This is a genomic window from Extibacter muris (assembly GCF_004345005.1).
GTDB lineage: Bacteria > Bacillota > Clostridia > Lachnospirales > Lachnospiraceae > Extibacter > Extibacter muris.
Window position 1 is genome coordinate 79,929 of sequence record NZ_SMMX01000005.1, and the last position, 12,737, is coordinate 92,665.

Consider the following 12,737-nt stretch of genomic DNA (forward strand, 5'->3'; position numbering starts at 1 on the left):
GGACCCATACTTTGTTTGGGAAAATACCCGTAATACGTTTTGTTTGTTGTAAATGTGGGTGTGTAGAAAACTGGATTGAAACAAAAGAAGAATTATTAGAAGTCAAGAAAGTATTTGGTTAATCGAAAGGTGGAATTTGATAATATGAAAGAATACGAATACGTAGAAGTGAAATTTGAAGCGAAAGGAGTATTATTTCACTGTACTTTTGAACCAAAAGAAATAATCAACAAATATGCGAAAGAAGGATATTCTTATGTTGGGTTTGTTCCAACATTGATAGACGCACATGGCAGTCTTAGAAAAATAAATTTAATTTTTGAAAAGTAAAAATAAAAAGGTTCGTAATAAATGGAATAGAACAATGATAAGACTAAAAAAAATGTGAAAAAACCTAAAGTGAAGTAGAGTCATAGCCATGAGAAAAAGGGAGATGTACAGTTTGTGCAATCTCCCTTGCTCTTTTTCTGTCATATCTAGGCTCATTCAATCGTAGTAAATTCGTGGTAAAACAGTTGCTTTTTTTATTGATGAATAGTTCTTAAATGCTTTATTTGTGCGGATAATCGGATTTTCTATATCAAATTTGACTTAAATAAAAAATGGAGACAACAGGACTTGAACCTGCGACCCTTCGCACGTCAAGCGAATGCTCTCCCACTGAGCTATGTCTCCATGATAGTATTATATCAATAGAAGGCTGGAAAAGCAACATATAATATAGCGTGTGGTGAGAAAGGACGGGAGCGGACCGCTCCCTCCTACTCGATTCCGACGTCACCGTGGAGCATCTTGACATATCTGCTTGGTGACATGCCGGTGGATTTCTTAAATATCTGACTGAAATATTGCGGATTGTTTCCACAGCCTACCATATCCGCCACATTCTGAATGGAGTCAAGGTCGGAGGACGCCAGTATCTCCTTTGCCCTTTTTATCCTCATGTCTGTCAGATATCTGGAGAATTTGCAGCCGGTTTCTTTTAAGAATCTTTTGCTGAGATAGTCAACGTTCATGAACAGGTAATTTTCTGCAATCCATTTCAGAGAAAGTCCTGAATCGCAGATATGTGCCTCCACGTATTCCTGTATCTTATGGCTGATATCGCCGGTGTACCGCTGTGAGTGGTATTCTTCAAAAAAGCAGGTAAGCTGCGCATCTAACAGCTTGGCGATTTCACCGCAGTCTTTTTCCTTTTCCAGCTTTATGAGGAATTCAGCCGCATCCACCATATCGAATGAGCGCAGCCTGGCGACAGAAAAGATAATCACTGAGGCCGCAAGCTGTTTTAAAAAGTCGGCGTCAGAGAGGGAGGCCAATGTACTTTTGAGTTCCAGATATGCCTGAGTGGAGACTGGCTTTTCCGGCGAGTATACGGACGCCGTCAGCCGCTGTACCTCCTTGATGATATTCTGGTAATTATAGATGGAAAGCGTATTGCTGCCCTCTGTGAAATATATGATCTCATATCTTCTTATGTGGGGAATAAGCTCTGTCAGCATATCCGCAAGGCTCGGGCAGTAATTGTGCCTGTACTTGATGGAGACGGCCTGCTCTAATGCGACAGAATTGAGATACTCATATATCTGTTCCAGATTGTCGTTTACCGACTTAAAGAAGAATATCATAGTGTTGTATACATAGATGATATGGAACGTAATGCCGGGGCAGGATCTATCGCGGAAATGCTGTAGCTTATCCAGCAGTATCGGATGGTTTTCCGGTGTTACAAAATAAATATAAAATATCTCATAAGATATATTGTCAAAATCAATGTAGCGCTTGTAGTTTGAAAAAACATAAGAAAAATCTGCATCTGTCTCCTGGCTGAGACTGTCATTGATAATGCCGACCATCAGATTCAGATTCATATTTCTGGCGATAAAGGTCTGCGCGGGGCTATCCTTCGATGTGAGGTAATTGGCATAATCCTTCTGTACGTCCCGCAGACTTTCTATTATCTGTTCCTCGTTACAGGGCTTTAGCAGATAATGTCTGACGCCGTACTGCATGGCTTTTTTGGCATATTCAAACTCCCCGTACCCGGATAGAATGATAAACTGCGTATCTTTGTTGACCGCGTGTATACGTTGAATGAGGTCGAGGCCTGAGAGTCCGGGCATCTTGATATCCGTGAGAACAATCTCCGGGTATTCGTCCAGAATGATATTGTAAGCTTCTATTCCGTCTTTCGCAGTTCCGATGAGCTGAAGGGAGAGGGAATCCCAGTCAATCAGGTCCGCTATAGTCTCGCGTATTATTTTCTCATCATCTACTATCAATACTTTCAGCATGCGTTCCTCCTGGTATTATGATTCTTGCGACTGCGTGTTCTTCGTCCCTGTTAAAAAGAATCAGGCCATAGCCGGTTCCGTAAGTAAGCTGGATGCGTTTGTGGATATTCAGAAGCCCGATGCCAAATCCGTGCGGGGTGATGAGGCCATTTTCGAGCTTCTCGAGCAGATTAGCTTCAAACTGGGAGCCGTTATTGATGACATCTATGGTAATAGTGTCCCCCAGACGGGCGCCTTCCAGCCTTATATGACACACCTCGGTGCTTTTTTCCATCGCGTAGTTGACAGAATTTTCTACGAGCGGCTGTATCGTAAAGTGAGGCAGGGAAATATCAAGTATGCCGGGCTCCACTTCCTGGGAGTAAGTCAGCCTGTCCTCAAAACGGATGCGCTGAATTGTCAGGTAGCACTGTACGATTTCCAGTTCGTGGCTCAGAGTAAAGTTCCGCGTGCCGGAGCTTAAGGTTTCGCGCAATAGAGTTCCGAGCGCCTCTACCATGGAGGATATATCCTTTTCGCCGATTGCCTTAGCCCGCCAGTTCACCGCCTCCAGCGTGTTATAAAGAAAATGAGGATTGATCTGGTTTTCCAGCGCCTTCAGCCTGGCGTCTTTAGAAAGGATTTCATTGACATAGTTCTGCTGTATCAAGTCCTGTATCTTCATGGTCATCTGGTCAAACTGGTTGTGAAGGACGCCGATCTCATCTATCCTGCTGCTGTAGTCGTAGCCGATATCAGGGGCTTTTGACTCATCTTTCCCAAAGGCCTTCATCTTATTTACAAGACGCCGGAAATCTTCTGTCACAGAACGAATCAGCATTCTGGACAGCAGAATTGCAATGAGCACGGATATGAGGATAATGGCCAGCGCCAGCAGCATGGTAAAGCTCAGAGCCTGAAAGATGCGGTCATAGGGTATCAGGCAGATATAATCCCAGGAAGTGTTCTTGATCGTTCCCTGCACCGCAAAATACCTGTCTGAATCGACAGTAACAACTCCGTAGTCCGAACTTAGCTGACGGTTTATGTCCTTGAGCTGCTTTGAGCTGATGCCGTCGGAATGATAGAATTCCGAACCATTTTCCAGCAGGGCGTACTGTGTCTCTTCCGACGGCAGGACGGAACGGGTCGAAGAACGAATCAGCCGGTTCATGTCCACACATACAACGACAGTGCCGAGCCTGTGGAAATTCATCTGTTCCACCCTTCGGGAATCACGGCCGAGAAAGAGTCCGTAGGAGTTGCAGTAGTCTGTAACAGCGCACGGGTACCCCGATACATTATTCGCCGCAGCAATCACTTCCTTGTGAACCTGTTCGGGTACGGAGGAGCTTTGGGCTTCATAACTTTGTACGACTCCGCCTGGATAATAGAGATTGATATAGCTGATGCTGTTGTTTTTGTATGTGGAATAATAATCTGCCAGCAGTGTTTCCAGAGCATTTTCCGCATTGCCGATTCGAATCTCGGATTCCTCATCATTCAGTGTGATCAGGTTCTTGCGTATATTTGAGTTAGAGACTATGGCACTTGTCATCGATTCTATATTGGATATTTTTCTGGAAATATCCTCGGCGCTGTAGGTTAAGGAACCGGCAAGGGCCTGATACAGCAGTTTGTTGCTTGAATTTAATACCATTGTAATACCTGCAATGGAGGACGATATCATAAGAAGCATTACAATTAATATGATGCCTACGATTTTAGTCCCAAGCTGCAGATTAGCGATTCTGTTTATTATTGTTTTTTTATTCTTCATCGTAAATATCTCCATGTCCGTGTGTCAACAATACTTATTATAATGTATATAAGCCGCAGGAAAAAGGCCTGAAACAAATAGAACGGAATTTTAGAAAAACAAGACGGAAAAGTTTATATCATATTGGAAATAAAGCCTCTATAATGTGCTTATGCAAAAGAAAACAAATGTAAGGAGGAATGAAGATGAAAAAATTGGTTTCAGTATTATTGTGCTTGATGCTGACGGCTGCAATGGTGACAGGATGCGGGAGCAGTGATGCAGGTTCAGGAACCGGGGGCAAGAGTACGAAGGAGACAAAAGAGACGGGGGAGGAAAAGACCGCAGACCCGGAGGAGTATCAGGTTGTCATGGTCGTAAAGCAGAGCGATTCATGGTTCGATGACATGGCTACGGGCGTAGAGCAGCTGAAAAAGGATACGGGACTGAACGTCTCGGTCCAGGTTCCGGAGACGGGAGATGCCGCAAGCCAGATCTCTATTATGGAAGATCTGATTGCACAGGGAGTAGATGCAATCTGCGTCGTTCCAAATGACCCGGAGGCGCTTGTGCCGACGATTGAAAAGGCAAGGGAATCAGGTATTGTGGTAGTTACACATGAAGCGCCGGGTATTGCAGGTGATGTGGACCTGGATGTAGAGGCCTTTGTAAATGAGGAGTTCGGCAAGCTGTTTGGAGAAAAGCTGGCAACAGCCATGGGCGGCAAAGGACAGTACGCCGGGTTTGTAGGCGGACTGACGATGGAGACGCATATGGCGTGGTATAAGGCGGCAGTTGCCTATATAGAAGAGAACTACCCGGATATGGAATGTGTCTCGAAAGAACCATATGAGGATGGAAACAGCATAGATGGAGCGCATGATAAGACATTGGAGATTCTGAAGGCTTATCCGGATATTAAGGGATTCTTTGACTGTTCCGCACAGGGAGGCGGTATCTGTGAGACGCTGCAGGAGAAGAACAAGACGGATGATATAAAGGTGGTATCCCTGGCGCTGCCGTCCATGTCCGCCACTTATCTGGAGGACGGTTCTATGGCGGCAGGACTGGCATGGAGACCGGCGGACGCCGGATATGCGACATGCTATGCCGCATATCTGCTGGCATCGGGGCAGAAGGTAGAGACAGGAACCGACCTTAAGATTACCGGTTACGAAGAGGTGGAAGTAAAGGATGGGGTTGCCTATGGCAATGCACCTCTCGAATTCTCAGCCGACAACATCAATGATTACAATTTCTAAACAGAATCAAAGCTGCTGCCCGATTATGTCAATCGGGCAGCAGCTTTATGAGAGACATGCTTGGAGGTAGCATTATGGGAACAGTCTTAGAAGCCAGACATATATACAAGTCATTTGTGGGTGTTCAGGCACTGAAGGATATTAATATCAAGATTGAAAGCGGCAAGATCCACTGTCTTGCCGGAGAGAACGGATGCGGCAAATCGACATTTGTAAAAAACATCTCGGGCGTATATACGCCTGATTCGGGAGAAGTCGTCTTGAACGGCAGCCTGTATCATTCCCTGACACCGTCGCAGGCCATGCGGGAGGGGATCCAGGTGATCTATCAGGACTTATCGCTCTTCCAGCACCTGACGGTGGCAGAAAATATAGCGATCGGCAGGCTTAAGTCCGATAAGAAGCGGATCGTAAACTGGAAGAAGGTACATGCGATTGCCAAAGAGCAGCTGGATAAGATTGGCGTACATATGGACATTAACCAGCCGGTAGGAGAGATATCAATGGCAAACAGGCAGATTACCGCCATATGCAGAGCGCTTGCGCAGGATGCCAGAATTCTTTTTATGGATGAACCTACGACCGCGCTTACGAGGACGGAAGTCGACAGACTGATGAATATAATGCTAGATCTTAAGAAGAAGGGTCTGGCGATTGTCTTTATCAGTCATAAGCTGGACGAAGTGTTTTCCGTGGCAGACACTATTACAATTTTCCGCAATGGTGAGAAAATCGGTGACTTTGAGAGCAAGGAGCTGGATAAGAAAAGTCTTTCCTATCATATGACAGGAAGGGAAGTGGAGTACCCGCGATACCGGCGTTCCGTAAAAGATAACACACCGGTTCTGGAGATAGAAAATCTTTCGAGAAAAAAACAGTATGATTCGCTCTCCCTTCGTGTATGTCCCGGGGATATCGTAGGGGTAACCGGACTTCTCGGTTCCGGGAGAACCGAACTTGCATTATCGCTTTTCGGACTGAATCCCGCGGATAGCGGTCGGATCAAGATAGATGGAAAAGAAGCTGCCATATCGTCGCCCATGGCTGCTAAGAAACTGGGCATCGCCCTGCTCCCGGAGGACCGTTTTCATCAGGGACTGTTCATGGACAGAGAGGTGAAGGAAAATATATCTTCTGCCATAGTAGATGACATTTCCGCAAGAGGCCTTCTGGATAAAGAGAGAGAAAAAAAGATTGCAGAAGATTACACGCGGCAGATGAAGGTGAGGACGCCTTCTGTTGAAACTGCAGTAGGAACTTTGTCGGGCGGCAACCAGCAGAAAGTTGTGATAGGAAAATGGACTGCGGCCAGGCCGAGAGTATTTATCATGGACACTCCTACGGTTGGAATCGACATCGGCTCAAAGGCGGAAATATATGAACAGATACATGAGCTGGCGGCGGACGGAATGTCAATTATCTTTATTTCTGATGAGATACAGGAAATCATCGCAAACTGCAACAGGGTAATGGTTCTCGCGGACGGCAGATGTGTACGGATGCTGGAAGAGGATGACTTGGAAGAAAATGCAGAGCAGACGATAACAGAACTTATTGGACGGCATGCAGAGGAGACCGCAAAGGGGGAAGCATTATGAAGACGAAAAAATTAGACCGGTTTCAAGGAATTCTTCTGTTGATAATTATTATATACAGTGTTTTTGTCGCAATTAAGAATCCGGCGTTCATACATATAGAGACTATTTTTGATATCACCCGTGTCGCGTCAACTACGCTGATGGTTGCGATCGGCCTTCTCGTGGTGATGATATCGGGGGGGATTGACGTATCATTTATGGCGGTTGCCCTGTTCGGAAGCTACACGACGATCAACATTATGATTGAAACCGGAATAGATAATCTGGCATTCGCGTTCGTCAGCGCTGCGCTTATCGGCGGGCTTCTTGGCGTTATCAACGCGCTGCTCATCAGCTGGCTTAAGCTGCCGCCATTTATCATTACACTTGGAACGCAGAATCTGTTCCATGGCATCATGACTACGTTTATCAGTGACAAGTCCTTTGGTGCGGGCGTGCTCCCGGAAAGTCTGCATGCCTTTGGACAGGCGTCTGTATTTAAGATAAAAGATGTCGGGCTGACGGCTTCCGTGCTTCCGGTACTGCTGGCCGGCCTTGCGACCTGGTTCATATTATACAGGACAATGATTGGAAGAGGCATATTTGCAATCGGAAATGACGAAGAGTCAGCCAGAAGGGCGGGGTTCAACCCGTTTAGGATCCGGCTGTTCGTATATGTGTATTCGGGGATCCTTGCAGGAATCATGGGTATGATGTATGTGGCACAGACAAATGCCCTGTATCCAAACAAGCTCGTCGGCGATGAACTGATCGTCGTAGCCGCGGTTGTTATTGGCGGGACAAAGATTACGGGAGGGCAGGGCAAGATATTTGGAGCCGTCCTCGGCGTAATCATCATCTATCTTCTGAATACAACGTTGATTATGATCGGTCTGTCATCCTCGTGGAACAATCTGTTTGTTGGGACTATTCTGGTCATCTCAGTAGCTGTGACATCATATCAGGAGAAGGTGAAAAATCGAAATAACCTTATCTTTACAGAATAGGGAGGCAGAAGATGAATAAAGTAAATAAAATAATCCGCAGAGATTTGAATCTCAGTATTCTTACAGGAGTGACCATGCTTGTGCTGCTGTGGTCGGCCGTATTCTTCGGGGATGCGATGTACTCTCTGAAAAATATACAGTCTATGACGTTCCAGATACCGGAATTTGGATTTTTGGCTTTGGCGATGATGCTATCCAACATGATTGGAGGAATCGACTTGTCCATTATCGCCAATGCAAATACAGTTGCAATTACGAGCGCATACATTCTCAATGGACAGTGGGCATTTGGCATGACTGGCTCAGCAAGAATCGTGGCCGCTGTCGCGGCGGCGGTGATTGTCAGCCTGCTGTTCGGGCTGCTGAACGGGGTGCTCATTTCCAGGACTTCGGCTCCGCCCCTCATAGCAACGCTTGGGACGATGACACTGTTCCAGGGTATCGGGATGGCGGTGACTGGGGGCGCCAGCGTCGGAGATATTGACAAAGGGTTCGCGCAGATGGGCAAGGCCACGCTGATGCAGATTCCCCTCATCTTCTGGCTGTTTCTGCTGACGGCAGTGATTCTGGGCACGGTCTTGTCAAAAAGCAAGTTTGGAAGAAAACTATATCTGTATGGGGACAATCCTACCGCCTCCAGATTCTCTGCGATCGATAATGATAAGATGTGCATCTGTACGTTTCTTCTGACAGGCGTTCTCGCAGGAATGGCAGGCCTGATCGTACTCAGCAGAGTCAATTCCGCCAAAGTAGGATACGGCGATTCCTACCTGCTTCAGACGCTGATTGTATGCGTGGTCGGAGGGATAGATCCAAACGGCGGCAAAGGCAGGGTGTGGGGAGTGCTGATAGCAGTCGTGCTGATGCAGATCTTATCCAGCGCTTTTACGATCATGTCATTGTCCCCTTATACGAAGAAATTGATCTGGGGTATTATGCTCGTACTTGTACTTGGCCTGAATTATGCATTAAGAAAGTATACCAACAGGATGGAACTTAGAAAAAGTCTGAAAGAGGGATGTTAGAAGTGAGAGAAGAAAGATATAAGGATTTGTATAAGACGATACTTCTGGAACACGAAAAGGTGTTTGAAAAGCAGGATCTGACAGAGCTGGGACAGTTCATGGAACATATAAGAACAGCCCGACGCATATTTCTGATGGGCGTCGGAAGGGAAGGCATTGCGGCGAGAGCGTTTGCAATGCGGCTGATGCATCTTGGAAAAGAAGTGCATTGGGTCTGGGATGACACGACGCCCGGCATGAAGGACAAAGATCTGTTCATCGCCGTCAACGGCTCGGGCAGAATAGGACATATTCACTATGTGACGGAACGGGCGAAGGAAAGCGGCGCGGCTGTTGCGGTCGTCACTGGCGGGCCGAAAGAAAAGACACCGGCTCTTGCAGACTGCATATTGTTCGTACCGGCATGCGTCTATAATGGTACCGACGAAAGGGCGGTGCCGTCCATACAGCCGATGGGCAACTTATTTGAGCAGCATCTGTTCCTCTTGTTTGACATTATCATCATACAGCTGGAGGAAGAGATGCAGATTACGCATGCGCAGATGGAAGCAAGGCACAGAAATATAGAGTAGCATCCGGATAACTGCAAAAGCAGCAGATACATGACAGAACGCCGTGTTAACGGCGCAAGCCTGTATCTGCTGCTTTTATCTATAGAAGGGGCAGGCGGCGCTCCTGTCTGCGTCCTATTCCTTCCGTGTGACCGGAATCCATACTTCAAACTTGGCGTTGTCCGGATCGGCATTCAGGTATACCTCGATATCAGGTGCGTCTCCATATTCATATCCGGAACCCGGCAGCCATTCGGTGACAATCCTCTGCTCCAGTTCCTGGATGGAACGGTTGGTCCCTGAACCGGAGAAGATGGCCCATGTAGCGGCCGGTACATGGTATTCTTCCAGATTGCCGGTCAGCTCCTTGCTGCTAGATACTGCCAGGTAGTATCTCCAATCTTCGTCGTCATGGCAGGCGCTCACGCCTAACAGCCCCAAAGGTTCGCGGTCCATCATCTGTGCCAGTGCCGGGATAGTGCCGTCCGCGGCTGCTTTCTGCCACATTTCCGGTACGACATGAAAGTTCTGTTCAATCTCCTTACTAAGAGGTTCCGATACTCCGATTATGCGGAAAGCTTCTTTTGATTCGATGCGGTAATTCATTTCTTCTACTCCTTTTATTGTGATTTGAAAACTTACCGGCGGAAACGACTTAAGAGGTGCACCTTCCTTTTTTGCGGCGGAAGGCGTGATACCATGTACGTTCTGAAATGCCCGGTTGAAGGCAGTAGGAGAGGAATAGCCGTATTTTAATGCGATATCCAGAATCTTTGCTCCGGCATCCTGAAGATCTGCAGCGGCAAGCGTCATCCGCCTGCGGCGGATGTACTCGGAGAGCGGGGTGCCTGACATATAGGCGAACATCCGCTGGAAATGATAGGTGGAGCAGCAGGCGATCTTGGCGGCCCGCGTAAAATCTATCTCCTCCGTAATATTTTCTTCTATATAATTCACTGCTTTGTTAAGACGTTCTATCCAATCCATCCGTACCTTCTCCTTTTCATATGTATCATTATAGTTGCTTCTGTCTCCGGATACCTCTCTTTCCATGCACGAAAAAGAGAGGATTTTTACATAAATGAACGGTGTTATTATTATACAGTTTTACCGAAAAGATACAAGTCCTTTCCTTTCGCCGGGAAAGATGATATAATATTGACGTATATTGTGGCTTTGTTTATGAAAAGAATGTGACTGAGATCAGTCAGATTAGAGGATGGAGATATGAAAGAAAAGAAGAAAGTCCAGCTGAAAGGCCAGCTGAGACTGTATATGCAGTGGCCGGCCATCATGGCGCTGTTCCTTGTGGCCGTGAACATATGGATATATAAGATAGACAGACGTGCGGGAGCGCTGATGTTCATATTCCTGCTCATCTATATCGTGATGGTCGGGATACTGTACCTGTACAGCAAGTCCATCATCATGAAGGATCTGGTTGAATTTGCGGCCCAGTATGGCATCGTGCAGAATACCCTTCTGCGGGAGCTGTCTGTTCCGTACGCGATTCTGCTGGAGGACGGCAAAGCGATATGGATGAATGACAAGTTCGAGGAGATATTTGGAAAAAGGCCGAAAGGGGAGGCATATATCAGCAAGTATATTCCGGAGCTGAATAAGAACATATTCCCGAAAGAAGAGAACGAATCCGTGGAAATGGACGTCTACTACGAGAACCGGGAATATAAGGCGGAGCTCCGGCGCGTGTCGGTTGAGGGATTCAACGAGACAGAGCAGCTGATGGAGCTGCCAAAAGAGCGGGAGTATTTCATCGCGGTACACCTGAATGATGTGACGGAACTGAACATATGTAAGAAGGAAAATGAAGAACAGCGTCTCGTATCGGGGCTTATATATATTGACAATTATGATGAAGTGATCAACAGCGTGGAAGAAGTGCGCCAGTCGCTCCTGATGGCGCTCGTCGACCGTAAGATCAACCAGTACATCGCCAGGGTGGACGGAATCGTCAAGAAGCTGGAAAATGACAAGTATTTTATCGCCATAAAGAAACAGTATTTCAAGAAGCTGGAGGAGGATAAGTTTTCTCTGCTGGAAGATGTGAAGTCTGTCAATATCGGGAACGGGATTCCGGCCACCTTGAGCATCGGGCTGGGCCTGAGCAATTCCGCGTATTCACAGAGCTATAACTATGCCCGTGTGGCCATAGACCTTGCGCTTGCCCGAGGCGGGGACCAGGCTGTAATCAAGGACTGCAGCGGCATCACCTACTATGGCGGCAAGCGGGAACAGACCTCGAAGAATACGAGGGTGAAGGCGAGGGTGAAGGCGGAAGCGCTCCGGGAATTTATCACGGTGAAAGAGCATATCCTTGTCATGGGGCATAAGCTTACGGATGTAGATTCTTTTGGTGCTGCCGTCGGTATATACAGAGCCGCGGCGGCGCTTGAGAAGAAGGCCCACATCATCATCAATGAAGTGTCGGCATCGCTTCGCCCGCTGTATGAGGTGTATGCCAGCGACCCTGCCTATCCCGAGGACCTGTTCCTGAACTCGCAGCAGGCCATCGATATGGCGGACGGAGATACGATGGTCGTCGTCGTGGACACGAACAGGCCGCAGATGACAGAGTGCGAGGAGCTGCTCCGCATGACGCGTACGATCGTCGTGCTCGACCATCACAGGCAGAGCAGTGACAATATCGACAATGCGCTGCTGTCCTATATAGAGCCGTATGCATCATCGGCCTGTGAGATGGTTGCGGAGGTCCTGCAGTATATCGTGGACGACATCAAGATACCGAACATAGAGGCGAGCAGCCTGTACGCGGGTATCATGATCGACACGAACAATTTCATGAACCGGACGGGCGTGCGTACATTTGAGGCGGCTGCCTTCCTGCGCCGCTGCGGCGCGGACATTACGCTTGTCCGCAAGATGTTCCGGGACGATATGGACGCATACCGCGCGAAGGCGGAGATTATCAGCAGCGCGGAAGTGTACAAGGAAAAGTTTGCCATAGCAAGGGGGGCGGGCCTTCACATAGAAAGCCCGACCATCATAGGCGCGCAGGCGGCCAACGAACTGCTTGACATCAGCCAGATCAAGGCATCCTTTGTACTGACAGATTACAATGGGAAGATATATATCAGCGCCCGCTCTATCGATGAAGTCAATGTACAGATTATTATGGAGCGGCTCGGCGGCGGCGGACATATGAATGCCGCGGGCGCGCAGCTGCTAGACCTGGACATCGACGGGGCGGTGGAGAAGCTGAAAGAAGTCATACGAGACATGGTAGAAGGAGGAGACATCTAAG

10 protein-coding genes and 1 tRNA gene are annotated in these 12,737 nt (G+C 47.6%); 7 read left to right on the plus strand and 4 right to left on the minus strand.

The annotated features are described in order from the left end of the window. Positions 1-144: 144 nt before the first annotated feature. Positions 145-330 (plus strand): DUF4177 domain-containing protein, encoded by a 186-nt coding sequence (locus tag E1963_RS07525; RefSeq protein ID WP_132276804.1) that lies wholly within the window; start codon positions 145-147, stop codon positions 328-330. A gap of 273 nt (positions 331-603) precedes the next feature. On the opposite strand, the gene E1963_RS07530 is transcribed toward E1963_RS07525, so the two are convergent. The 3 genes from E1963_RS07530 to E1963_RS07540 all read right to left on the minus strand — a co-directional run bounded on the left by E1963_RS07530 (position 604) and on the right by E1963_RS07540 (position 4,053). Continuing rightward, a tRNA-Val gene (locus E1963_RS07530) sits at positions 604-675 on the minus strand. Between the two features lie 86 nt (positions 676-761). Then, positions 762-2,294 (minus strand): response regulator transcription factor, encoded by a 1,533-nt coding sequence (locus E1963_RS07535; RefSeq protein WP_132276806.1) that lies wholly within the window; start codon positions 2,292-2,294, stop codon positions 762-764. Next, positions 2,269-4,053 (minus strand): sensor histidine kinase, encoded by a 1,785-nt coding sequence (locus E1963_RS07540; protein ID WP_243117631.1) that lies wholly within the window; start codon positions 4,051-4,053, stop codon positions 2,269-2,271. The genes E1963_RS07535 and E1963_RS07540 overlap by 26 nt, the downstream gene beginning before the upstream one ends. 185 nt (positions 4,054-4,238) lie before the next feature. Here E1963_RS07540 and E1963_RS07545 point away from each other — a divergent pair, with 185 nt between their 5' ends. The 5 genes from E1963_RS07545 to hxlB all read left to right on the plus strand — a co-directional run bounded on the left by E1963_RS07545 (position 4,239) and on the right by hxlB (position 9,475). Then, complete coding sequence (locus E1963_RS07545; RefSeq protein WP_132276810.1) at positions 4,239-5,294, plus strand: autoinducer 2 ABC transporter substrate-binding protein; 1,056 nt, start codon at positions 4,239-4,241, stop codon at positions 5,292-5,294. Positions 5,295-5,368: 74 nt separating this feature from the next. Beyond that, positions 5,369-6,892: a sugar ABC transporter ATP-binding protein gene (locus E1963_RS07550; protein ID WP_132276812.1), complete on the plus strand. Its 1,524-nt coding sequence runs from the start codon at positions 5,369-5,371 to the stop codon at positions 6,890-6,892. Further along, positions 6,889-7,878 (plus strand): ABC transporter permease, encoded by a 990-nt coding sequence (locus E1963_RS07555; RefSeq protein ID WP_132276814.1) that lies wholly within the window; start codon positions 6,889-6,891, stop codon positions 7,876-7,878. Before E1963_RS07550 ends, E1963_RS07555 begins: the two co-directional genes overlap by 4 nt. Positions 7,879-7,889: 11 nt before the next feature. Beyond that, positions 7,890-8,903, plus strand: a complete 1,014-nt coding sequence (locus E1963_RS07560) for an ABC transporter permease (protein WP_132276816.1) — start codon at positions 7,890-7,892, stop codon at positions 8,901-8,903. Then, complete coding sequence (hxlB, locus tag E1963_RS07565; protein WP_167482140.1) at positions 8,897-9,475, plus strand: 6-phospho-3-hexuloisomerase; 579 nt, start codon at positions 8,897-8,899, stop codon at positions 9,473-9,475. The genes E1963_RS07560 and hxlB overlap by 7 nt, the downstream gene beginning before the upstream one ends. Before the next feature lie 114 nt (positions 9,476-9,589). On the opposite strand, the gene E1963_RS07570 is transcribed toward hxlB, so the two are convergent. Beyond that, the gene (locus E1963_RS07570) at positions 9,590-10,441 is read right to left on the minus strand and encodes an AraC family transcriptional regulator (protein ID WP_132276820.1); all 852 of its coding nucleotides are present in this window, start codon (positions 10,439-10,441) and stop codon (positions 9,590-9,592) included. A gap of 240 nt (positions 10,442-10,681) precedes the next feature. Here E1963_RS07570 and E1963_RS07575 point away from each other — a divergent pair, with 240 nt between their 5' ends. Continuing rightward, complete coding sequence (locus E1963_RS07575) at positions 10,682-12,736, plus strand: DHH family phosphoesterase (RefSeq protein ID WP_132276822.1); 2,055 nt, start codon at positions 10,682-10,684, stop codon at positions 12,734-12,736. The last annotated feature ends 1 nt before the right edge of the window (position 12,737 follow it).

Coding starts and splice junctions, on each gene's coding strand:
- E1963_RS07525 (WP_132276804.1), top strand. CDS start 145: ATGAAAGAATACGAATACGTAGAAGTGAAATTTGAAGCGAAAGGAGTA.
- E1963_RS07535 (WP_132276806.1), bottom strand. CDS start 2,294: ATGCTGAAAGTATTGATAGTAGATGATGAGAAAATAATACGCGAGACT.
- E1963_RS07540 (WP_243117631.1), bottom strand. CDS start 4,053: ATGAAGAATAAAAAAACAATAATAAACAGAATCGCTAATCTGCAGCTT.
- E1963_RS07545 (WP_132276810.1), top strand. CDS start 4,239: ATGAAAAAATTGGTTTCAGTATTATTGTGCTTGATGCTGACGGCTGCA.
- E1963_RS07550 (WP_132276812.1), top strand. CDS start 5,369: ATGGGAACAGTCTTAGAAGCCAGACATATATACAAGTCATTTGTGGGT.
- E1963_RS07555 (WP_132276814.1), top strand. CDS start 6,889: ATGAAGACGAAAAAATTAGACCGGTTTCAAGGAATTCTTCTGTTGATA.
- E1963_RS07560 (WP_132276816.1), top strand. CDS start 7,890: ATGAATAAAGTAAATAAAATAATCCGCAGAGATTTGAATCTCAGTATT.
- hxlB (WP_167482140.1), top strand. CDS start 8,897: ATGTTAGAAGTGAGAGAAGAAAGATATAAGGATTTGTATAAGACGATA.
- E1963_RS07570 (WP_132276820.1), bottom strand. CDS start 10,441: ATGGATTGGATAGAACGTCTTAACAAAGCAGTGAATTATATAGAAGAA.
- E1963_RS07575 (WP_132276822.1), top strand. CDS start 10,682: ATGAAAGAAAAGAAGAAAGTCCAGCTGAAAGGCCAGCTGAGACTGTAT.